A 19,759-nucleotide genomic window follows, 5' to 3' on the forward strand; every position below is an offset into this window, starting at 1 on the left:
TGTCAGTGCGGTAATTGATAAACTCACACACCGTAATGCGCCCTTGGGCGATTTACGAACGTATTGCTGGGGATGCCCAATTATGGACGCTCAAATTAACGCGCTCAAGGCGAATGATGAGACACGCTCGGCGACCACGCGCCCAACGCGCGAAGAAGCAGAGGCGGCAGTCCGCACTTTGATCGCATGGGCTGGCGATGACCCAACGCGTGAAGGCCTACTCGAAACTCCTGCTCGCGTCACCAAAGCCTATGGCGAGCTGTTTTCTGGCTATGCGCAGGACGAAAAGTCCGTTCTCTCTAAGACCTTCAAAGAGGTCGGCGGATACGACGATCTTGTTCTCGTGAAGGGAATCCCGTTCTACGCACACTGCGAACACCACATGGTCCCCTTCTACGGCAAGGCCCATATCGCATACCTGCCGCATGATGGCGTTGTAGGCCTCTCAAAGCTTGCTCGTCTGGTGGAAGTTTTCGCGCGCCGCCTACAGACGCAGGAAACGATGACCGCTCAGATCATCGACGCGATCAACGAAAACCTCAATCCACGCGGCGCAGCTGTTATGCTCGAAGCCGAGCACATGTGCATGACCATGCGCGGCGTAAAGGCCCACGATGTCTCGACCGTAACTCACCGCTTCACCGGCGTATTCGCTGAAGACCGCGTTGAGCAGGACCGCTTCTTTGCCATGGTCACCCGCTAAAAATTATGTGGGGGCCATCAGGCCCCCAGTTTCTTCACTCTCTCATTGCCGGGGGCACGCCGGCAATTCAGTACAATGCTGATACGGACAAGATCACCGGGCCAAGTCCGATGATGACAAGATTGGCTAAGCACTGCAGGTGCTCTTCAGAGCGCCCGCCCCATAGAACGTGACATCGTCTGCCGACCGCGCTAGAGCGTTTACCTCTTCCCTCACAGGGCGCAGACCATGACCTTTGCTTTCGTCAATCCCAAATCTCTCGATCACCACGCCCTTGAAGACGGCACAGAGTTTGCGCCGCGCTTTGACGCGCATGGCTTGCTCACCGTAGTGACGGTCGATGAAGAAACTAAAGACGTCCTCATGGTCGCCTATATGAATGCAGAGACGCTCAGCCTCACCATCGAAACCGGCATTGCGCATTATTACTCGCGCTCCCGCCAGTCGATCTGGAAGAAAGGCGAGACCTCTGGCGAACTTCAGCAGGTCGTTTCTCTTCGCACCGATTGCGATCAAGACTGCATTGTCATGAGCGTTCACCAAACCGGACGTGGTGCCGCCTGCCACACCGGTCGCAAGACCTGCTTCTATCGGCAGGTAACAGTCGAAAATGGCGAAGCCAAACTTGCCGACACCGGCATGCCGCGCCTCTTCGACCCTAAAGCCGTCTACGGGAAATAATACAGCTCTCCCCTTTGACGCCTCGGCTCCTAAAATCCCTCCATTTGGAAGATTTTAGGAGCGAGGGCCATCAGAGCTATGCTCGAATAGCGCAAAAGCGTTGGGTTAAAACTACGCCCGGCGCTCGAACAGCTGCACCATAAAGAAGCCTGCAAGGAACCCGCCCAGATGAGCCTGCCAGGCAATGGTCAGGTTCACGCCTAAAAACAATGGCAGGAGCGGCACAGCGGCGTTCAGGATCAACCAAAGCAAAGTGAAAAACCGCGCGCGCGGGTGCAACATCACTTCCTGGATTGAGGCCAGTCGCCGCGCCAGAATGACCCGCTCCCCTGTTTCGGGGTCGTTCGCCACAACGACTGGCTGGAACATAAATCGGATCGCCGCGCCGGTCAGGCCCGCAACGCCCCCGGACGCCCCAATCAAGAAGACCCCGTCATAGAGCGTCACCACGGTGAACAGCGCCGCCCCTGCGATCGCAGAGACGAGAAAAATCGCAATCATGCCCATGCCACCGTAACGGCGCGCCACAGGTGTTCCGAAAATCAAGAGCCAAGCAGTATTGAGCACAAGGTGATCCCAGCCCCCGTGCAAAAAGGCATGGGTGATCGGGGTCCACAACAGTGGCGCGGCATAGATCAAATCCTCGCCTGCAGCGATGAAACGCGCGGGCAAATAGGCGAACCAGTAGTAGAGTTGCAAAAGCCCCGACTGGTTAAGAACCAGGCTCGAGGCGATGTGGACAACGATCATCACGCCAGCAAGCACAGCGACCGTCGTGGGCAGCAAGAAAATGGGCTCACGCCCTTGTTTTTGTTCGCTTTGAGAGTGTTGATCGTGGCCCGTCATGGTCTGTCCCCTCGCCGCACAACAGCGATCGTTCTTATTAACTTTTCCACAATGCGTGCCCCGGCGTTAACCTTAATCAATCTTTAAGCAGGCAATTTGATCTACATTTTGCAATGTTCAGCGGGCTGAAGAGTAGCTGTTGGAGCTACCCGGACGCCAACGATGCGGAACGCTGAACCATGAAGATGCCGAGCACCAAGACGCTCTATACCTATTGGAACACGATTCGGGGTTCGCGCAGCGCTCCCGACCGTCGAGATATTGATCCGACCCGCATCCGTGAGGCACTTGCCAACACGTTTATCCTTGAGGTCGACGACAACGAAGAGTTCTCCTTCCGCCTTGCCGGATCTCACCTTTGCACTAGCTATTGCCGCGAGCTCAAAGGGCGCTCCTTCAACGCTCTTTGGCATGACCGCGACCACGACGCGATTGAAACCCTCATTCGCGCTGTCACCGAAGATCACGCCGTCGCGCTTGTCACCTTCCAAGGGACCACGGCCCTCCAGACCAAGGTCACCTTTGAGGCCATTTTGATGCCATTGCGTCATAACGGCTCGACCCACGCCCGTATTCTGGGCGCTATGACAGCTTTTGATGAGCCCTACTGGCTCGGCGTGCAGCCTGTCATCGAACAGCGCATCACTGGCCTCCGCCTCTTGTGGCCCGACGACATGCCAGCGGACGAACCTATGGCGCAGGAAGTATCGAGCGTCGTCAACGACGTCCCTTACGCCCATACAGCGGCATCAACCGCACTGCCCACAACAGTTTACGGCATAACTGCTCGTCGCTATGCACATTTGGCAGTGATTGACGGCGGTCGAAACTAAAGACCGCCTTTAAAGCGCCTTGGGATCTAACAATCCATACTAAGTTAACCAAGCTCCTCTAAGTTTTCATAGAGAATACTTTGACCTAGGAGCAGGTTGTCGATGCTTGATGATGGCAACATCTCCGCTCGAGACAGTTTTGCAGCGCCCCCACCAAGAAGTGAGCAACGCTTTCAACGCGTTAACGTCTCTATTCTCGGGCGCTACATGCTTGCCGACCGCCGTGAGTTCCCGTGTCAGGTTCTCGCCATGTCTCCCGGCGATGCAGTCGTCATCGCTCCCGTCGCTGGCATTATCGGCGAACGCATCATTGCCTATCTCGATCATTTGGGCCGAATAGAGGGCACGCTGGAAGCACAGGTCGATGGCGGGTTCTGCATGAGCATCGACGCCTCCCCGCGCAAGCGCGATAAAATGGCTGCGCAGCTGACATGGCTGGCGAGCAAGGATCTGCTCAACCTGCCCGAAGACCGACGCCACGAACGTGTCGTACCCGACATTCGCCATTCAACCGTGGTCCTGGACGACGGTCGCCGTTACAATTGCAAGATTATAGACATCTCGCTCTCGGGCGCCGCCATCGAATTGGACGTTCGTCCTGCAATGGGCACACCCATCGCCCTCGGACGCATGCGCGCACGGGTTGTTCGTCACCTCCAAAACGGGGTTGCGGTCGAGTTCGTCGCCTCCCAAGAGATGCTCAATGTCGTCCAGCAAAACCTGCGCATGAGCTAGTCCACTGATAATCATGGTTAATGAAGTGTGAATACAGTGGATAAAACTCATATAAAAACTACGTGGTAGTTTTCTTATCGAGCTAATGGCCGTTACCTAGAATGATCTCCAACTGGGAGATCGGGAACATGGCCACCACAGCAAAGACGCTTATCGCTGGAGTTCTGAGCGCCATCGCTTTGATGTCCGCACCCGTGTCTGCGTTGGACCTTACCCACGTTGCCTTTATCCAGACTGCTGAAAAGAACAGCTCCATCCCGGTTGGACATTTGGAGTTCTGCAAGTCGCGCCCTGCTGAATGCCGCACCAACCCAAGCCCAATCGCCGCCATGCCGCTTGACGCGCAGCGCTGGGAAGAGCTGGTCGCAGTAAACTCCCACTATAATCAAACTGTCGTACCGGTTGAAGATCGCGAACTCTATCAGGTTGATGAATTCTGGACGTATCCGAACGGCTACGGCGATTGCGAAGACTTCGCGCTGGCCAAGCGTCGGGACCTCATTGAAGCTGGTTGGAACCCATCGACGCTGATGATTGCTGTTGTGCGTGAGCCTAACGGCAATGGTCACGCCGTACTGATGGCACGCACCGATCGCGGCGACATGGTGCTGGACAACCAAGAAGGCTCCATCAAGCTTTGGAGCGACACCCCGTACACCTTCCTCAAGCGCCAGTCACAAACCCACTCCGGACATTGGGTAGATATGATTGACGCCCGCACCATTGTGGTTGCCTCCAACGACTAATTCGCCTGACAAGGCATACAAAAAGGGCCCCGCAATCGGGGCCCTTTTTCGTTCAAACAGCGAAGCGCTTAGTACAGCACCAAGACGTAAACGCTCATGATCAGGAGGCCGGTCACGAAAGACCAGCCAAAAGCCACGAGTGAGGAAATCAACATCGAGGGCATCGAGAGCGTACCGTCGTCTTCCTGCTTCCAGCCATACTGGAGCATGATGTAGGGCCCGCAAACAACGCTAACAACAAACCGAAGAAACGACTGGCCCAAGGTATTACCATCCACCCGCAGCGCCGCTTCTTCCCGCGTCAGCCACTGATAAAGATACGTCCCTGCCCCCGCCACGCTCAGTCCAACGCCCATAATAAAGGCGGCGAGTAGTAGTTCCCTGCTCATCTTCTTCGCCCATACCTGGCTGTATTAATGATTTGTTAAGCATATAATCTACTCTATGGACTGTCACCTCCAGCTGGATAATTTGGTTAACACCGCTCATGCACACAGCATCGACTAGGTCTGGACCATCCCATGCGGGGGTCGCTTACAATCTTGCAGCGATAGCACTGATCATCTTGGTCGCCGCTATAGGCTTGGCTTATGCCCTTGATCAAATGGGCAGAAATGACGCAGCACAGACACCAGATCCCGCGGACAGCTCCCGAATTATCCAGACAGTTGGAGGTCGCGAGCTCGCTATTCCCCAGACATGGTTCCGCACAGGTCAGGACACTCACGAGGGATTCGTTCAGCAGGTCGATTTGAAGTTTGCGCTAAATTTCGAACGCACCAAGAGCGCTACACTCATTGATGTCACGCTACTCCCACTCACCCGCGCGCGGGCGAGCAGCGCACTATTGGACACAGTTTACGTGCATCAATTTCAGGGCGCACTGCTGCAGACCGTTCCCGGCCTTGTCGGCAAAACGCTGAAACCAGCAGACGGATATGCGGGGGAAGTGGTTTGGTACGACGCCTTAGCGTCTAGGCCATTTGTGGCCAAATGCTCAACAGCGCCAACGCCGGCGCGGCCTAGTCGATGTGTACGCACCGTGCATCTATCCAGCGGGTTGGCCGCCATCGTTAGCTTTAACGAGGCAGCACTGACCCACTGGCGAGAGTTTGATAGCCAAATGGCTCCTTGGTTGGAGCAAATCGGCGCACTCTAAAACTTAGTCTTCTAGATCGATATCGAGGATCGACATGGAGAACATGTAGGACTTATCGCCGTCTTCGTCATCGACGTGGATCAGGCCGATGGATTCATCGCCGATGAACACTTCGACAGAGTCGTTCAGCTTGTGGCGTGGACGAACGTCGATGTTCTTGTTGCCAAAGGTGCGCTGCAGGAAGCCCTGCAGTTTGATGATTTCTGGCTGGTTCACAGCAAATGTCCTGTACTTGGGTTAAGCGCGCAATCTAGACCCTAGCCGCTCGCTGGCAACCCCTATGCCAACCATTTTAGCGGGAACAAGCCGTGTGAAGCTCTTGCACGCGCCCTACGAGGTCTTGTCGTAAACCAGCACAACCTGGTCCATTACCAGCGCTGGCTGGGCACAACCCGCCTCGCCAATCACCTTTGCGGGAACACCTGCGACGGTCACGCGCGGCGGCACTTCCTTGAGCACAACGGACCCTGCCCCCACGCGCGAGCAATCCCCCACGCGGATATTGCCAAGCACCTTGGCACCAGCGCCGATCAACACACCATTGCCGATTTTTGGGTGACGATCCTGATCAGACTTACCGGTCCCACCCAGCGTAACATTCTGAAGCATGGAGACATTGTCGCCGACGACAGCCGTCTCACCAATCACCAAGCCAGTGCCATGGTCGAGCATAATGCCCTTACCCATCTTCACGGCCGGGTTGATATCAACCTGAAACACTTGGCTGGATCGGCTCTGCAAATAGAGCGCAAAATCGCGCCGTCCGGCGTTGAGCATTGCATGGGCGAAACGGTGCGTTTGGATCGCTTGATAGCCCTTAAAATAGAGCAGCGGCTCAACGGCACGATCACAGGCAGGATCACGTTCCATTGTCGCGACGAGGTCAGTGCGTGCGGCTTCACCAATATGTGGCGCATCCCGCAAAGTTTCTTCGAAGGCCTGGCGGATCATGTCGGCCGACACATCCTCGTCCCCCAAGCGCAGTGCAAGACGATGAGCCAACGCGTCCTCGAACCGCGCATGGTTGAGAATATTGCTAAGCGCCATATTCGCCAATGCGGGTTCAGAATCAACGATCTGCTGCGCGCTCGCACGCACCGCTTCCCATACGGGATCGACTGATTTGATCTGGATCGACTGTTGAGCATTGCCGGTCATGGCGCCGCACTCCGTTTCATCGCTTCCCGACGATATAAGCCAGATTGTTCTCTATTCAAAGTCAAAGCAGCGAGATTGGTTCATCAAACAGCACCGCCCGAGTATGTTCTACTGAGAAACTCAAGAGCTACAGACTTAAACACCTTATCGCCCGTGGCCCGCATGTGATCCCGCTTGGGGATCACCACCGACTCACCCTGTGGCAGCAATTCTGCGAGGGGTTGTGGGCTCCCGGCCATTTCGTCGGCCTCACCAACGGCGACCAGCACCGGCACGTCAATACGACGAACATCAGCGCGTGCCATAGCCTCGCGCGATGTTTCCATGCAGGCGGCAAGCGCTTCTCGGTCCGACCCCGTATGATCGGCGAAAATCCGAAACTGCCGTGCCGTCGGATGGGTCAGACTCGCCAGGCTCGGCGCGCGCAGTCCGGCAATAATGTCATTGCCATCACTCAACCCGTTGATGAGGTTGAGCCCCATGCCACCGAAGACGACCGATGCCACCGTTTCTGGGGCTTGATAGGCCATGAACGCGGCGATGCGAGCGCCCATGGAATAACCCAACACCGCAACTCGGCTGATCCCAAGATGGTCTAAGAGCGCCAGTGCGTCCTCTGCCATCAAGCTCGGATAATAGAGGTCTGGATCGTGCGGTTTGTCGGATCCTCCGTGCCCCCGATTGTCGAGCGTTATGGCTTGGTACCCGGCCTCCACTAAAGTCTCGACCCACCCTGTATCGAGCCAATTGACCTTGCCACTCGAGGCAAACCCATGCACGCAGAGCACAGGCGCGCCCTCTCCATAAACGTCATAAGCAAGGGTCAAACCCGAATGGGTGAAAGTTGGCATCAACATTCCTCAAAAGAACTTAAGTGGGTTTTGCGGCTCACAGCGGCAAATGCAAGGCAAAAAGCAAAACACGCTTTCTCCTTTTCTTGGCATTGCTGTTTGGCTATGGTCGCGCCAATTCATCAAACCATTCAGGTTGGTATTATGGCGCACGGCGTAACCCCGCATTTCCACAACACCTCCGGCCTTGCCCGCATCGAGATTGGCTCGAAGGAATTCCAGTGTGTTGGCGCGCTGCCACCTTTCGATCATCCACACGTATACCTAGACATGGGTAAGGATGAAGAGATCGTCTGCCCATATTGCTCGACGCTCTATGTGTTCAAAGATGAGCTCGGTGCAGGCCAGGCCAATCCGGCCTCGTCTATCTTCTTGGTCAACGCCGCCTGAGTAATGCCATGGCCGCCACGGGCCGTCATTTTATCATCATAGGTGCCGGCATCGCCGGCATGACGCTCGCCCTTGGCCTCGCTAAATTCGGCGCCAAAGTGAGCATCATCGAACGCCAAACCGACATTGAAGAGTTTGGTGCAGGAATTCAGCTCAGCCCGAATGCTCGTCTTATCTTGGATCGCCTTGGCCTAGCCGAGGCGCTATCCGAAGTCAGTTTTGAGCCTGAGGCCCTCGATTCCTACACCCTCTCCAGCAAGGGCCCCATCGCAACGATGGAGCTTGGCCCGTTGATGCGCGAAAAATTTGGGTCGTCTTACGCCATTCTGCATCGTGCCGACCTAGCCGGAGTTCTGCACGCTGCCTGCCGCCGCTTTGCCAACATCGAAATCCACTTCGGCGTTACCGATTGGCAGATGCAGGACGACGTCGGCGGCGTCACCGTGCACTTCACCGCAGGACGCGAAAAGCGCGCCCTCCGCGGCGAAGCTCTGATCGGTGCCGATGGCGTCCATTCCCAAACGCGCCTGAGCGCCATTCGCGGTCCGCAGGCCGTATTTGGCAAGCGCATCGCGTGGCGTGCACTTATTCCCATGGAAAAGCTCGACGGCATCATATCGCCAAACCGGGTTTCCGTATTTTTCGCGCGAGGCTTCCACCTCGTGTGTTACCCACTGCCGCATCGCAAACAGTTCAACCTAGCGCTCTTTACGCCCGGCGAAGACATCAAGGCCTTGGGTCAACCAACCCTCAAAAAGCCTGGTGCTAAAGTGAGCGCGATCCTTAGCGCTGCGCGCGATCAATGGACCCCTTGGGCCCTAAACACCGTCTCCACCAATGTGTGGAGCCGAGGTCGTATTGGCCTCATTGGTGACGCCGCCCACGCCCTAGTGCCCTTCCAGGCACAAGGCGCAGCGATGGGAATTGAAGACGCCGCCGTGCTTGCGCCACTTTTAATGGGAACAGAACAGCCTGAAGCGGCTTTCTCTCATTATGCAAAACGGCGCCAGAAGCGACTTCACGCTGTTGCAGCGCTCTCCGCGCAAAACGGACGCATTTTTCACATGGCCTGGCCATTCAGCTGGGCGCGTAATGTGGTGATGGCCAAACAAGGCACTCGCGCTCATCTCAAGCGCTTGGGCTGGATATACAGCTATGATGCTGAGGCGCCGCCACACTAACAGGCGCCTCTTGCTTTCCCGCTGGCGTGCGTGTCATTTGCGACATGCCCTAGCGGGTGACTACAGGAAGGTTTCAAGTACCGCATGCAAGCAGCGACACGCTCAAAACTGACCCTCTCCTGTATCCTCATAACCATCCTGATCGACATGATCGGTGTGGGCATTATCACCCCGGTATTACCCGAATTATTAGAGGAATTGACAGGCGGCAGCGTTGCAAACGCGGCAGTTATTGGCGGCTATCTGGTCTTCGCCTACGCCTTCATGCAGTTCGTCTTTTCTCCGGTTCTGGGCAATCTATCGGACAGATTCGGTCGTCGCCCGGTTCTGCTCTTCTCCCTATTGGGCCTCACCTTCGACTATCTCATGATGTCGATTGCCCCCTTCGTTTGGTATCTTTTCATCGGCCGAATTATTGCTGGCATTGCTGGCGCAGCCCTAGCGACGGCCACTGCCTACATGGCCGATATCACCCCGCCAGAGAAACGCACGCAAAGCTTCGGCCTGATTGGTGCGGCTTTCGGCCTAGGCTTCATCATTGGCCCCGTTATTGGCGGTGAATTGGGCGAACTCGGCCCGCGCGTACCGTTCTACGCCGCAGCCGCCCTCGCGTTTGCAAACTTCCTCTTCGGCCTCTTCGTGCTGCCAGAAAGCTTGCCCAAGACCCGCCGCCGCCGCTTCGACATTCGTCGCGCCAACCCGCTCGGTGCCGTCCTCGCGCTTAAGAAGTACCCGTCAGTGCTCTGGCTTTTGGCCGTGCTGTTCTTCTTCCAGCTCTCGGCGCAATCCCTGCCCACAGTATTCTCCTACTTCACCGTGGAGATGTTCAACTTTAGCTCGTCCAACATTGGCCGCACGCTTGGCGCTTTCGGCCTTGGCTTCGCGATTGCCCAAGCTGTGCTGGCGGGCCCCATGTCGCGCGGCATGGGCGAGCCAGCTGTCGCCATGATCGGCCTTATCGCTGCCATTGCGGCCTTCGCTGCGGTCGGTATGAGCACCGATGTATACATGCTCTATATCGCCATCGGCGTTGGTTGCGTCTCGGGCCTCGCCCCACCAGCCATCAACGGCGTGTTGTCGCGTCAGGTGCCGGACAACTCGCAAGGTGAACTGCAAGGTGCGGTCAATGCCGCGAGCTCGCTCGCGACCATTATCGGCCCTCTCGCCGCCACGCAGATCTTTTCCTATTACACCACCACCCCAGGCTCGGCGGGTTACTTCCCCGGCGCACCATTTATCGCTGCCAGCGTGGCCGTCGCTATCGCCCTGATCATTTTCGCCGTGGCCGCATGGCGCTTTGAGCTGGGACGTCGCCCATCTATTGCAAACCACCCTCACGCACCCGAAATCGCCCCACCCGGCCAGGTTCGCGTGCCACCATTAGACGAAAACGATTGATATGCAGATCCGCCCCGCAACCCTAGAGGACCGCGAGGCGGTTCTCTCCATCGTCAAGCCAGTCCTCGCTTCAGGCGAGACCTATACCATCGACACCGACCTCGATGATGAGGGCACGCTCGCCTACTGGTTCTTGCCCAGCCACAGCGTCTACGTCGCTGAAGAGAACGGTAAGGTGCTCGGCACCTACTACATAATGGCCAATCAGCGCGGTAACGGCGCCCACGTCGCCAATTGCGGCTACATGGTCTCGCCGGAGGCACAGGGGCGAGGCATCGCCAAGGCAATGTGCCTCCACAGCCTAGAGCTGGCAAAGGAGCGCGGTTTTAGGGCAATGCAGTTCAACCACGTCGTGTCGACCAACACCCGCGCTGTCGCCCTCTGGCAGGCGCTCGGCTTCGCCATCGTCGGCACGCTCCCACAAGCCTTCAACCACCCCACCCACGGCTACGTCGACAGTTTTGTCATGTTCCGCGAACTTCACGACGAATAGAGCGCACGGCCAGCGCCCTACGCCGCTCTCCCCCTTGCATCCAGAGATTTAAGGCGTACCCCAAAAACAAAAAAGCCGGGGTCACCCCCGGCCTTTCAATCTCAAGTCTGAGCCAAGTCTTACTTGCCCAGAGTGCTCGGCCAAGTGCCGTGCAGGTCCGAACCGCGACCTTCGATGACGAAGCCGTGGGCGCCGAAGAAGTCGCGCTGGCCCTGAATGAGGTTCGCAGTGCCCTGCGCCTGGCGGTAGCTGTCGAAATACGACAGAGCAGCCGAGAGGCAGATCATTGGGAATTCGCCAACAGCGGCAGCAGCAACAACCTTGCGCAGGCTTGGGTGACTGTCCTTCATGATGTCTACGAAATCTGGAACAACGAGCAGATTGGTCGCTTCACCCTTGGCATAAGCCGAGGACATCTGGTCGAGGAAGCGCGAACGGATGATGCAGCCAGCGCGCCAGATCTTGGCGATGGTCGCGAGCGGCAGTGCCCAACCGTTTTCTTCCGAAGCCTTAGCGATAACCGCAAAGCCCTGCGCATAAGAAACGATCTTACCAGCCAGCAGCGCCTTTTCGAGGTCTGCAAGGGTCACGTCGGTCTTGCTGCGTACTGGCTTGCCATAGATGGCTTCAGCCGCAACGCGTTCTTCCTTGCGCGACGAGATCGAGCGAGCTGCAACAGCGCCTTCAATGGCGGTTGCTGGAACACCCATCTGCTGAGCAACGATAGCCGACCAAACGCCGGTTCCCTTCTGGCCAGCCTTGTCGAGGATCAGATCGACGAGGGCCTTGCCAGATTCTGCATCCACCGCGTCCAGCACGTGGCCGGTGATTTCGATGAGGTAGGAGTTGAGCGCGCCCTTGTTCCATTCCTTGAACACGGCAGCGCATTCCTTGGCGGACATGCCCAGGCCATCACGCATCACGCCATAGACTTCGGCGATCATCTGCATGTCGCCGTATTCAATGCCGTTGTGGATGGTCTTTACGAAGTGGCCAGCGCCGCCTTCACCGAGATATGCGCAGCAGCTTTCGCCGTTGAACTGGGCCGCAATAGCCGTAAGAACAGCTTCAGCATTGTGCCACTGGTCCTTGGAACCACCGACCATAATCGATGGGCCATGACGCGCGCCTTCTTCGCCACCGGAAACACCGACGCCGAGATAGCCAATGTTCTTTGGCTTGAGGTAGTCAAAACGACGCTGCGTATCGGTGAACAGCGAGTTGCCGCATTCGATAATCGCATCGCCAGCCTCAAGGTGTGGCAACAGCTGCTCGATCATATCGTCAACGGGTTGACCAGCCTTGACCATGATGATGATGGAGCGCGGCGCCTTCACCGAGGCTACGAATTCTGCAAGATCGTACTTAGGAAGTGTCTTTTCAGACAGGCCTTGGGCCTTTGCCTCTGCTACAAACTCGTCAATGCGGACAGCAGACCGGTTGTGCACGGCAACAGTGTAGCCCTTCTCTGCGATGTTGAGAGCTAGGTTCGAGCCCATAACCGCAAGGCCGATTAGGCCGATATCCGCTGTCGACATCCAAATATCCTTCCGAAGGTCATCGTGGTCATTCTGAAGCACGCCTAATAGGCGGCGGCGATACTGACCACATCATAGCGAAAGAAGATAGGTCAGAAAGTGCAATTTCCGACCATTCCGATCATCTTGTATGGCAGACTGCAGTCAATCTTGCACAGCTTAGTCCCCTGATCTAACAAGAACAGATAGAATTCCGGCGGAGCTGCCATGACCAAACCCACTTCGCCCTTTGATTTATCCGGAAAACTCGCACTGGTGACCGGTTCAAGCCGCGGCTTGGGATTCGCGATTGCCAAGGCAATGGCGGAGGCCGGAGCACGTATTGTGATCAACGGGCGTGATAGTCACGCTCTTGGCGATGCTGCTGCCACACTCAACGAAGCGGGTCATGACGTGAAAGCCGTGGCCTTTGACGTCACCAGCGAAGACAGCGTCGGCGACGGCATCGACTATGTTGAGCATGTCCTCGGCCCGATCGATATTCTGGTCAACAATGCAGGAATGCAGTTCCGCTCTCCGCTTGAGGATTTCCCAGCCGACCGCTTTGATCAGGTACTGACAACTAACCTCACCTCGGTCTTCACCGTTGGTCAGGCCGTGGCCCGTCACATGATCCCGCGTCGCTCCGGCAAGATCATCAACATTTGCTCCATGCTCTCCAACGTCTCACGACCCTCGGTTGCGCCCTATGCGGCGAGCAAAGCAGCTGTGGCAAATCTCACCCGCGGCATGGCCGTGGATTGGGCAAAGCACGGTCTCAATATAAATGGCATTGCGCCGGGCTATTTCCTCACCGAGATGAATGAGGCCCTGAGCCAAGACGAAACTTTTAACCGCTGGATCGAACAGCGCACGCCCATGGGGCGTTGGGGCCAGCCCGACGAATTGGGCGGGGCCGCTGTCTTCCTCGCTTCTGACGCTTCTCGCTTTGTGAACGGACACATTCTCTATGTCGACGGTGCCTTCTCAGCCACAGTTTGAACCCACCCGCATCATCATCGTGATGGGCGTCAGCTCCTCGGGCAAGTCTACCGTTGGTGCAGCCCTCGGCCGCGCCCTGCACGCCCCCTTCCTAGATGGTGATCGCTACCATCCCGAAGCGAATGTCGAGAAAATGCGCGCAGGCACCCCCCTAACCGATGAGGACCGTTGGCCGTGGCTGACCGCCCTCACCTCTGCCCTCAAAGACGCAGCCTCCAAAAAGAGCGTCGCAGTCGGCGCGTGCTCGGCATTGAAAAAAGCCTATCGCGATTTCATCACGGCCGAAGCCGGTGAGCCTGTGCTGTTTGTCTATCTCGATGGCAGCAAAGAGGTCATTGCCAAGCGCATGGCCAAGCGCAATCACGAGTACATGCCCACGTCGCTTCTCGACAGCCAGTTCGCGACGCTCGAAGTGCCCGATGACACCACCGAGCACGTCCTAAAAGTTCCGGTCACCGACAGTGTCGACAAAATCGTTCGTACCGTCGTCGCCGACCAAAAACACCTCCGTGCCTTCAAGCGCTGGCAGTAGTTCAGCGTTCGTCCGGGACGCCCGGATTTCGCGATAGGCTGGCGTTGGCATAGCGGTCGTCATTCGACACATCCTTGCCAACCCAGTCGGGGATCTCCACCGCCTCGTCGAGCGCACCCATCTCCACTTCTGCCGTCACCAGCCCTTCGTGCGGCCCCTCAAACACATCCACTTCCCAAGTATGATTGCCGTGCGGCACAAGATAACGGCGCTTCTCGATGACATTGGGCCGCGCCAGCTCCATCAGCTGCAACCCGTCCTCAACCGGGATTTCATATTCAAATTCCGCCCGTGCCAAACCCACGGGCTTGCCCTTGAGCGTTAAAAACGCTTGGGCATCATCAACCACACGCACGCGCACTGTCGGATTGGCATTGGTCGATAGATAACCCTGACGGAAAGCCGCGCTCGACGTCACTCCGGAACGCCAACCATCGCTCGAAACAAGAAATTTGCGTTCAATTTCAATACCCATAGGGCTCTTTCCGGAATCAATCAGACAATGACTTGAATCATAATGCGAAGCGCAGGCTTTGGGTCCATGAAATGATTGAGCCACCCGTAGGTGGCTCATCCTAAACTCAAGCTTGCGGTGTAAAACTCGATGGCGGTTGTGCTGGCGCGCCCCCGAACCGCCGCCCGACATAGGCCGCCGCCTTATCCTTGAGCTCAACGAATTTCTTCGTCATACCACTCAAGCGATTATCCCAAGCTGGATCAGGCGCTTGCCCCGCGATGGTTTTGAAATAGACCTCCATCATGCAGGCAATGGCGAAAGGCTCAATCAGCGCCACCTTCACCGCCCAAGCGAAGATCAGCGCGAACACGAAGCCCCCAGCCGACCAGCCACCCGGCATAAACCACACCAGCGCCGCCGCGGGCGCCAGCATCACTAGGAACACCACAAAGGCCAGCCCATAGGTGATCACAGTCAGCCATGCCGCGTTCTTGAACATCACCTTGTAGTTCTGCCCATAGAGCACCAGCGCCGTCTTGGCACTGTCCCATGGATTGGTCGATTTGGTGCGAATGGCATAGGCCATGATCACTTCATCAAGCAGCCCCACCGACAGATTGAGGAATGCCCTCAGCACGCCCGTCAGCGATTGTATGGCCGGGATTGGGATTAGCGCGGCAATGCCATTGACGAGACCCGTAATGGCCCGCAGCACACCCTTCACCAGCTGATCGGCACCAAACAACACGCTCGCCTCAGCAAAACGCTCTTTGACGATAGCACTTGCGTGATCAATCTGCGCCCGCCCGGCGGGGATTTCGCGCCCCTCCATCAGTTCAGACAGCACTGCGATATGGCCAGCCTTGACCACATAGAGAATATATTCGCGCAGGAAATAGATCACCCCGGCAGTCAGTGCGAAGCCTGCAACTCCGCCCCAAATCGATGATGTGGCTTGGAAATCAGCATCTCCGAAAGCGCCAATGCCCCAACCAATTCCGGCCCCAGTTCCTGTCACCAACACATAGGCGGCAGCTATGCCGAAGTAGACAACCATCCGAAACACGATGAACGGCCAAGTCTTGGCCATCAGGCCCAAAGCCCGCCCTATAGAAAAGTCCCACATGTCGCTTGTCCCTCAAGCTGTTGTTCAAGGGGGGCACTCTCTGGTAGAGGGCACATATGCCCGGACCTATGCCCACACTGCTGAACTACTTCCCTCCCACTGAACCCTACCTGAACGTCATCCACGTCGATGACGACATTCTGGTAGTGGACAAGCAATCTGGCTTGCTCAGCGTGCCGGGTAAAGACCCCAGCCTCTGGGACTGCATTCAGCATCGCGCCCACCAAACCTGGCCCACGGCTGGCATGTGCCACCGCTTGGACAAAGACACGTCTGGCGTTCTCGTCATGGCGCTGAACAAGCCCGCGCACGGCTTCATCGGCAGCCAGTTCGAGTTCCGCAAAACCACCAAGAGCTATATCGCTCGCGTGTCCGGAATTATCGAAGAGGATTCAGGCCTCATCGACCTGCCTATGTGTACCGATTGGGAAAACAAGCCGCGCCAGAAAATCGACCACGAAAACGGTCGCCCGGCGCAAACCGAGTGGCAGGTACTGGAGCGCGAAGAGAACGCGACGCGCGTAAAACTCACCCCCCTCACCGGCCGCACCCATCAGCTGCGCGTTCACATGAAGGCCCTTGGCCATGTGATTCTGGGCGATGCCTTTTATGCCTCTGGCGATGATCTCTCCGCTGCCGATCGCCTCCAACTGCACGCCGCCGAATTGGGATTTACTCACCCAACGACGAAAGAGTTCATGACCTTCACGGCCCCCGTGCCATTCTGATTGGACTTTAGCAGGAGTGAAGCGCTCGCAGAGGCGCTCACTCTTGCCCGATCTCTCGCGCGGGCCTATAGCAGCGAGCATATCCCCGCGCCCGAGAGAGGCCTTTATGCCCACCCGTCCGCTTCGTATCGCTCCCTCCATTCTATCCGCCGATTTTGCGCGGCTTGGCGCGGAGGTGGAAGCCATCGACGCCGCTGGCGCGGATTACATCCATATCGACGTGATGGACGGCCATTTCGTGCCCAACATCTCCTTTGGCGCGCCGATCATGAAATCGGTGCGTGGGGTCACGAAGAAGACCTTTGATTGTCACCTGATGATCGCCCCCACCGATGCCTATCTGGCTGACTTCGCCAATGGCGGCGCAGACATCATCACCGTCCACGCCGAGGCTGGCCCCCACCTGCACCGCTCTCTGCAGGCCATTCGCGCCCTCGGCAAAAAAGCCGGCGTGGCGCTGAACCCAGCGACACCTGTCTCCGCCATCCAGCACGTCATTGATGACGTCGATCTCGTCCTCATCATGAGCGTCAATCCCGGTTTCGGCGGCCAGAGCTTTATTCGCGAAAGCCTCACCAAGATCGCACAAGCCCATGCGCTGATCGGTGGTCGTGACATCGATCTGGAAGTCGATGGTGGCGTCACCGCTGCCAACGCAAAAGACATCGTCGCGGCGGGAGCCAATGTGCTCGTCGCTGGTTCTGCCATTTACGGCGGTAATGATCCGGCCACTTACGCAGGTCGCATTCAGGCCATCCGAGACGCGGTAAACACGCATAATGCCTGAGCCACGCATCGAGGGACTGAGCCACATGACCTTTATCGTCGAGAACCTCGACGGCATGGAGGAAATCTTGGTGACAGTCCTCGGCGCGCGCAAAATCTATGACAGCGAGGACAAAACCTTCTCGCTCTCACAGGAGCGGTTCTTCCATGTCGGCGCCACCGACCTCTGGATCGCCATTATGCAAGGCCAGTCTCTTCCCTCGCGCAGCTACAATCACATCGCCTTCAAATTCACTGCTGCTGATTTGGAAACCTATCGCCAGCGCATCGAGGCTCTGGGGTTGGACATGCGCGAAACGCGGCCAAGGGTTGCGGGCGAAGGCCGTTCGCTCTATTTCCACGACCGCGACAACCACCTCTTCGAACTGCACACTGGCACGCTGCCCGAGCGCCTAGAGCGCTACAAGCAACCGCCAGTTGAATCACATTCCTAAGCTACAAGGCTAAGCCCATGATCCCGCGCTATTCCCGCCCCGAAATGGTCGCCAACTGGTCCGCCGAAACTCGGTTCGCCATTTGGTTCGAAATCGAGGCGCACGCGACCTCCAAGCTCGCAGAGCTGGGCGTCGTGCCCAAGGAAAGCGCTGATAAAATCTGGGAAGTGATGAATGCTCGCAAGGCCGAGCTCGGTGACTATGGCTTTGACGTCGAGCGCATCGACGAAATCGAACGCACCACCAAGCACGACGTTATCGCCTTCCTGACCCACCTTTCCGAAATCGTTGGTCCAGACGCTCGCTTCGTCCATCAGGGTATGACCTCCTCGGACATTCTCGACACCACGCTCTCGGTGCAGATGAAGCGCGCTGCCGACATTCTGATCGCAGACGTGGATGCTCTGCTCGAAGCCCTCAAGCGTCGCGCCTACGAGCACAAGAACACCATCACCATTGGTCGCTCGCACGGCATTCACGCCGAGCCGACCACCTTTGGCGTCAAGCTTGCCGAAGCCTATGCCGAGTTCACCCGCAACCGCGCACGCCTCGTTGCAGCGCGCGATGAAATCGCCACCGCGGCCATCTCCGGCGCCATCGGTACCTTCGCCAATATCGACCCGTCGGTCGAAGAATACGTCGCTGAAAAGCTTGGCCTTTCCATCGAGCCAGTCTCGACCCAGGTCATCCCGCGTGACCGCCACGCCATGTTCTTCGCCACGCTCGGCGTTGTAGCGTCCTCCATCGAACGCGTCGCCGTGGAAATCCGTCACCTGCAGCGCACCGAAGTTCTCGAAGCTGAGGAATACTTCTCCCCGGGCCAGAAGGGCTCGTCGGCAATGCCGCACAAGCGCAACCCAGTCCTCACCGAAAACCTCACCGGTCTTGCCCGCCTCGTGCGCGGCATGGTCACCCCAGCGCTCGAAAACGTCGCACTCTGGCACGAACGCGATATTTCGCACTCGTCCGTTGAACGCATGATCGGCCCAGACGCGACCGTCACCCTCGACTTCGCTCTGGCCCGCCTTACCGGCGTGATCGACAAGCTCGTCGTCTACCCAGAAAACATGCGCAAGAACCTCGACCTGCTCGGCGGCCTGCACAATTCCCAGCGCATGTTGCTCGCCCTCACCCAGGCAGGCTACAGCCGCGAAGACAGCTACGCTGCCGTTCAGCGCAACGCCATGAAGGTCTGGCAGCACAATGGCGATCGCGCCGGTCTCTTCGCAGCCAACCTCAAGGCTGACCCGGAAGTGACTCTGTCCGATGAACAAATCGACGCCATGTTTGATGACGCCTATCACCTCAAGCATGTCGACACGATCTTCAACCGTGTGTTTGGCGCATGAAGCTCTCTGAAGTCGACATCCTGATCTTGCCGGGCCTCTATGGCTCCAAAGACGGTCATTGGCAGGTGCGCTGGGCGGATAAAATCCGCTCGGCTGCCCTTGTTGAGCAGGCCGACTGGTCAGATCCAGATCCAGAAGACTGGATCGACACCATTGTCAAAGCGGTCGAGTTGGCCGAGCGCCCCGTTGTGCTTGTCGCTCATTCGCTCGGTTGCATTGCTCTGGCCAAGGCCGCCGCGCAGCTCACCGATGGCAAGGTAAAGGGCGCCTTCCTCGTCGCCCCACCAGACGTCTATCGCGACAGTGCGCCGGAAGCCGTCAAGGATTTCGCGCCCGTCCCGCGCGATCCCCTGCCCTTCCCGTCGCTGCTCGTTGCGTCATCCACCGATGGCTATTGCGCGCTCGAAACCGCCGCTGATCTGGCTGGCGCATGGGGCTCAGAATTCCATGATGCGGGCGAAGCCGGGCACATCAACATCGAGAGCGGCCACGGCCCTTGGCCCGAAGGCCTGCTGATGTTCACCCGCCTCATGCAGCGCATCTAGCAAACACCAAAGCCGCCTCCGGGCGGCTTTTCTTATGGCTTCCAGAACGGTGATCGGCTGGCCCCACTCACTGTGTCAAAAGTGCCGCTCCTCAAACCCTATGCTCGAA

25 protein-coding genes are annotated in these 19,759 nt (G+C 57.5%); 17 read left to right on the forward strand and 8 right to left on the reverse strand.

What is annotated here, in order from left to right; genetic code table 11:
• Positions 1-82: 82 nt before the first annotated feature.
• On the forward strand, positions 83-703 hold the full coding sequence (gene folE / locus JHL21_RS03545; protein WP_200211905.1) for a GTP cyclohydrolase I FolE: 621 nt from the start codon (positions 83-85) through the stop codon (positions 701-703).
• Between the two features lie 228 nt (positions 704-931).
• The gene (hisI, locus tag JHL21_RS03550; RefSeq protein WP_200211907.1) at positions 932-1,384 is read left to right on the forward strand and encodes a phosphoribosyl-AMP cyclohydrolase; all 453 of its coding nucleotides are present in this window, start codon (positions 932-934) and stop codon (positions 1,382-1,384) included.
• Between the two features lie 111 nt (positions 1,385-1,495).
• Here the strand turns inward: hisI and JHL21_RS03555 are convergent, their stop codons facing one another.
• Positions 1,496-2,230, reverse strand: coding sequence for a rhomboid family intramembrane serine protease (locus JHL21_RS03555; RefSeq protein ID WP_200211908.1), 735 nt, complete (start codon positions 2,228-2,230; stop codon positions 1,496-1,498).
• A gap of 179 nt (positions 2,231-2,409) precedes the next feature.
• Here JHL21_RS03555 and JHL21_RS03560 point away from each other — a divergent pair, with 179 nt between their 5' ends.
• The 3 genes from JHL21_RS03560 (at position 2,410) to JHL21_RS03570 (ending at position 4,544) form a co-directional block, all read left to right on the forward strand.
• Positions 2,410-3,063, forward strand: coding sequence for a PAS domain-containing protein (locus tag JHL21_RS03560; protein ID WP_200211909.1), 654 nt, complete (start codon positions 2,410-2,412; stop codon positions 3,061-3,063).
• A 102-nt stretch (positions 3,064-3,165) separates the two neighbouring features.
• The gene (locus JHL21_RS03565) at positions 3,166-3,798 is read left to right on the forward strand and encodes a PilZ domain-containing protein (RefSeq protein WP_200211910.1); all 633 of its coding nucleotides are present in this window, start codon (positions 3,166-3,168) and stop codon (positions 3,796-3,798) included.
• A 128-nt stretch (positions 3,799-3,926) separates the two neighbouring features.
• Positions 3,927-4,544, forward strand: coding sequence for a transglutaminase-like cysteine peptidase (locus JHL21_RS03570; RefSeq protein WP_200211911.1), 618 nt, complete (start codon positions 3,927-3,929; stop codon positions 4,542-4,544).
• Between the two features lie 68 nt (positions 4,545-4,612).
• Here the strand turns inward: JHL21_RS03570 and JHL21_RS03575 are convergent, their stop codons facing one another.
• Positions 4,613-4,933, reverse strand: coding sequence for a hypothetical protein (locus JHL21_RS03575; RefSeq protein WP_169195019.1), 321 nt, complete (start codon positions 4,931-4,933; stop codon positions 4,613-4,615).
• Positions 4,934-5,031: 98 nt separating this feature from the next.
• On the opposite strand from JHL21_RS03575, the gene JHL21_RS03580 reads away from it, so the two are divergent.
• On the forward strand, positions 5,032-5,703 hold the full coding sequence (locus JHL21_RS03580) for a hypothetical protein (RefSeq protein ID WP_200211913.1): 672 nt from the start codon (positions 5,032-5,034) through the stop codon (positions 5,701-5,703).
• A gap of 3 nt (positions 5,704-5,706) precedes the next feature.
• On the opposite strand, the gene JHL21_RS03585 is transcribed toward JHL21_RS03580, so the two are convergent.
• From JHL21_RS03585 to JHL21_RS03595, 3 genes are all read right to left on the reverse strand, one after another.
• Positions 5,707-5,919, reverse strand: a complete 213-nt coding sequence (locus JHL21_RS03585; protein WP_200211915.1) for a DUF3126 family protein — start codon at positions 5,917-5,919, stop codon at positions 5,707-5,709.
• 114 nt (positions 5,920-6,033) lie between these two features.
• Positions 6,034-6,861, reverse strand: coding sequence for a serine O-acetyltransferase (cysE, locus tag JHL21_RS03590; protein WP_200211917.1), 828 nt, complete (start codon positions 6,859-6,861; stop codon positions 6,034-6,036).
• A gap of 83 nt (positions 6,862-6,944) precedes the next feature.
• Positions 6,945-7,712 carry an alpha/beta fold hydrolase gene (locus JHL21_RS03595; protein WP_200211920.1) on the reverse strand — a complete coding sequence of 256 codons (768 nt, stop codon included), beginning with the start codon at positions 7,710-7,712 and terminating at the stop codon, positions 6,945-6,947.
• 144 nt (positions 7,713-7,856) lie between these two features.
• Here JHL21_RS03595 and JHL21_RS03600 point away from each other — a divergent pair, with 144 nt between their 5' ends.
• From JHL21_RS03600 to JHL21_RS03615, 4 genes are all read left to right on the forward strand, one after another.
• Positions 7,857-8,102, forward strand: a complete 246-nt coding sequence (locus JHL21_RS03600) for a zinc-finger domain-containing protein (protein ID WP_200212265.1) — start codon at positions 7,857-7,859, stop codon at positions 8,100-8,102.
• A gap of 8 nt (positions 8,103-8,110) precedes the next feature.
• Positions 8,111-9,283, forward strand: a complete 1,173-nt coding sequence (locus tag JHL21_RS03605) for an FAD-dependent monooxygenase (protein WP_199532344.1) — start codon at positions 8,111-8,113, stop codon at positions 9,281-9,283.
• Positions 9,284-9,367: 84 nt separating this feature from the next.
• A complete protein-coding gene (locus JHL21_RS03610; protein WP_200211922.1) occupies positions 9,368-10,681 on the forward strand; it encodes an MFS transporter in 1,314 nt (437 codons plus the stop codon).
• Between the two features lies 1 nt (position 10,682).
• The gene (locus JHL21_RS03615) at positions 10,683-11,174 is read left to right on the forward strand and encodes a GNAT family N-acetyltransferase (protein ID WP_200211924.1); all 492 of its coding nucleotides are present in this window, start codon (positions 10,683-10,685) and stop codon (positions 11,172-11,174) included.
• Between the two features lie 119 nt (positions 11,175-11,293).
• On the opposite strand, the gene gndA is transcribed toward JHL21_RS03615, so the two are convergent.
• On the reverse strand, positions 11,294-12,712 hold the full coding sequence (gene gndA / locus JHL21_RS03620; RefSeq protein ID WP_200211926.1) for an NADP-dependent phosphogluconate dehydrogenase: 1,419 nt from the start codon (positions 12,710-12,712) through the stop codon (positions 11,294-11,296).
• Positions 12,713-12,919: 207 nt separating this feature from the next.
• Between gndA and JHL21_RS03625 the strand changes: the two genes are divergently transcribed.
• Positions 12,920-13,693, forward strand: a complete 774-nt coding sequence (locus JHL21_RS03625) for an SDR family oxidoreductase (protein WP_200211928.1) — start codon at positions 12,920-12,922, stop codon at positions 13,691-13,693.
• Positions 13,662-14,225, forward strand: a complete 564-nt coding sequence (locus JHL21_RS03630) for a gluconokinase (RefSeq protein ID WP_200211930.1) — start codon at positions 13,662-13,664, stop codon at positions 14,223-14,225. Before JHL21_RS03625 ends, JHL21_RS03630 begins: the two co-directional genes overlap by 32 nt.
• Position 14,226: 1 nt before the next feature.
• Here JHL21_RS03630 and JHL21_RS03635 read toward each other — a convergent pair whose 3' ends face one another.
• Complete coding sequence (locus JHL21_RS03635) at positions 14,227-14,700, reverse strand: CYTH domain-containing protein (protein WP_199532844.1); 474 nt, start codon at positions 14,698-14,700, stop codon at positions 14,227-14,229.
• A 106-nt stretch (positions 14,701-14,806) separates the two neighbouring features.
• Positions 14,807-15,808, reverse strand: a complete 1,002-nt coding sequence (locus JHL21_RS03640; protein WP_200211931.1) for a hypothetical protein — start codon at positions 15,806-15,808, stop codon at positions 14,807-14,809.
• Positions 15,809-15,864: 56 nt separating this feature from the next.
• Here JHL21_RS03640 and JHL21_RS03645 point away from each other — a divergent pair, with 56 nt between their 5' ends.
• The 5 genes from JHL21_RS03645 (at position 15,865) to JHL21_RS03665 (ending at position 19,650) form a co-directional block, all read left to right on the forward strand.
• On the forward strand, positions 15,865-16,536 hold the full coding sequence (locus JHL21_RS03645; protein ID WP_254081905.1) for an RluA family pseudouridine synthase: 672 nt from the start codon (positions 15,865-15,867) through the stop codon (positions 16,534-16,536).
• A gap of 106 nt (positions 16,537-16,642) precedes the next feature.
• Positions 16,643-17,323, forward strand: a complete 681-nt coding sequence (gene rpe, locus JHL21_RS03650; RefSeq protein ID WP_200211934.1) for a ribulose-phosphate 3-epimerase — start codon at positions 16,643-16,645, stop codon at positions 17,321-17,323.
• Complete coding sequence (gene fosX, locus JHL21_RS03655; protein ID WP_210338830.1) at positions 17,316-17,756, forward strand: FosX/FosE/FosI family fosfomycin resistance hydrolase; 441 nt, start codon at positions 17,316-17,318, stop codon at positions 17,754-17,756. The genes rpe and fosX overlap by 8 nt, the downstream gene beginning before the upstream one ends.
• 17 nt (positions 17,757-17,773) lie before the next feature.
• Entirely contained in the window at positions 17,774-19,105 is a 1,332-nt protein-coding gene (gene purB / locus JHL21_RS03660) for an adenylosuccinate lyase (protein WP_199532847.1), read from the forward strand.
• Positions 19,102-19,650, forward strand: a complete 549-nt coding sequence (locus JHL21_RS03665) for an alpha/beta hydrolase (RefSeq protein WP_200211935.1) — start codon at positions 19,102-19,104, stop codon at positions 19,648-19,650. Before purB ends, JHL21_RS03665 begins: the two co-directional genes overlap by 4 nt.
• Positions 19,651-19,759: the final 109 nt, after the last annotated feature.

This window comes from Devosia sp. WQ 349K1, assembly GCF_016595685.1.
In the GTDB taxonomy this organism is placed as follows: domain Bacteria; phylum Pseudomonadota; class Alphaproteobacteria; order Rhizobiales; family Devosiaceae; genus Devosia.

Coding starts and splice junctions, on each gene's coding strand:
- folE (WP_200211905.1), top strand. CDS start 83: ATGGACGCTCAAATTAACGCGCTCAAGGCGAATGATGAGACACGCTCG.
- hisI (WP_200211907.1), top strand. CDS start 932: ATGACCTTTGCTTTCGTCAATCCCAAATCTCTCGATCACCACGCCCTT.
- JHL21_RS03555 (WP_200211908.1), bottom strand. CDS start 2,230: ATGACGGGCCACGATCAACACTCTCAAAGCGAACAAAAACAAGGGCGT.
- JHL21_RS03560 (WP_200211909.1), top strand. CDS start 2,410: ATGAAGATGCCGAGCACCAAGACGCTCTATACCTATTGGAACACGATT.
- JHL21_RS03565 (WP_200211910.1), top strand. CDS start 3,166: ATGCTTGATGATGGCAACATCTCCGCTCGAGACAGTTTTGCAGCGCCC.
- JHL21_RS03570 (WP_200211911.1), top strand. CDS start 3,927: ATGGCCACCACAGCAAAGACGCTTATCGCTGGAGTTCTGAGCGCCATC.
- JHL21_RS03575 (WP_169195019.1), bottom strand. CDS start 4,933: ATGAGCAGGGAACTACTACTCGCCGCCTTTATTATGGGCGTTGGACTG.
- JHL21_RS03580 (WP_200211913.1), top strand. CDS start 5,032: ATGCACACAGCATCGACTAGGTCTGGACCATCCCATGCGGGGGTCGCT.
- cysE (WP_200211917.1), bottom strand. CDS start 6,861: ATGACCGGCAATGCTCAACAGTCGATCCAGATCAAATCAGTCGATCCC.
- JHL21_RS03595 (WP_200211920.1), bottom strand. CDS start 7,712: ATGCCAACTTTCACCCATTCGGGTTTGACCCTTGCTTATGACGTTTAT.
- JHL21_RS03600 (WP_200212265.1), top strand. CDS start 7,857: ATGGCGCACGGCGTAACCCCGCATTTCCACAACACCTCCGGCCTTGCC.
- JHL21_RS03605 (WP_199532344.1), top strand. CDS start 8,111: ATGGCCGCCACGGGCCGTCATTTTATCATCATAGGTGCCGGCATCGCC.
- JHL21_RS03610 (WP_200211922.1), top strand. CDS start 9,368: ATGCAAGCAGCGACACGCTCAAAACTGACCCTCTCCTGTATCCTCATA.
- JHL21_RS03615 (WP_200211924.1), top strand. CDS start 10,683: ATGCAGATCCGCCCCGCAACCCTAGAGGACCGCGAGGCGGTTCTCTCC.
- gndA (WP_200211926.1), bottom strand. CDS start 12,712: ATGTCGACAGCGGATATCGGCCTAATCGGCCTTGCGGTTATGGGCTCG.
- JHL21_RS03625 (WP_200211928.1), top strand. CDS start 12,920: ATGACCAAACCCACTTCGCCCTTTGATTTATCCGGAAAACTCGCACTG.
- JHL21_RS03630 (WP_200211930.1), top strand. CDS start 13,662: ATGTCGACGGTGCCTTCTCAGCCACAGTTTGAACCCACCCGCATCATC.
- JHL21_RS03635 (WP_199532844.1), bottom strand. CDS start 14,700: ATGGGTATTGAAATTGAACGCAAATTTCTTGTTTCGAGCGATGGTTGG.
- JHL21_RS03640 (WP_200211931.1), bottom strand. CDS start 15,808: ATGTGGGACTTTTCTATAGGGCGGGCTTTGGGCCTGATGGCCAAGACT.
- JHL21_RS03645 (WP_254081905.1), top strand. CDS start 15,865: ATGCCCGGACCTATGCCCACACTGCTGAACTACTTCCCTCCCACTGAA.
- rpe (WP_200211934.1), top strand. CDS start 16,643: ATGCCCACCCGTCCGCTTCGTATCGCTCCCTCCATTCTATCCGCCGAT.
- fosX (WP_210338830.1), top strand. CDS start 17,316: ATGCCTGAGCCACGCATCGAGGGACTGAGCCACATGACCTTTATCGTC.
- purB (WP_199532847.1), top strand. CDS start 17,774: ATGATCCCGCGCTATTCCCGCCCCGAAATGGTCGCCAACTGGTCCGCC.
- JHL21_RS03665 (WP_200211935.1), top strand. CDS start 19,102: ATGAAGCTCTCTGAAGTCGACATCCTGATCTTGCCGGGCCTCTATGGC.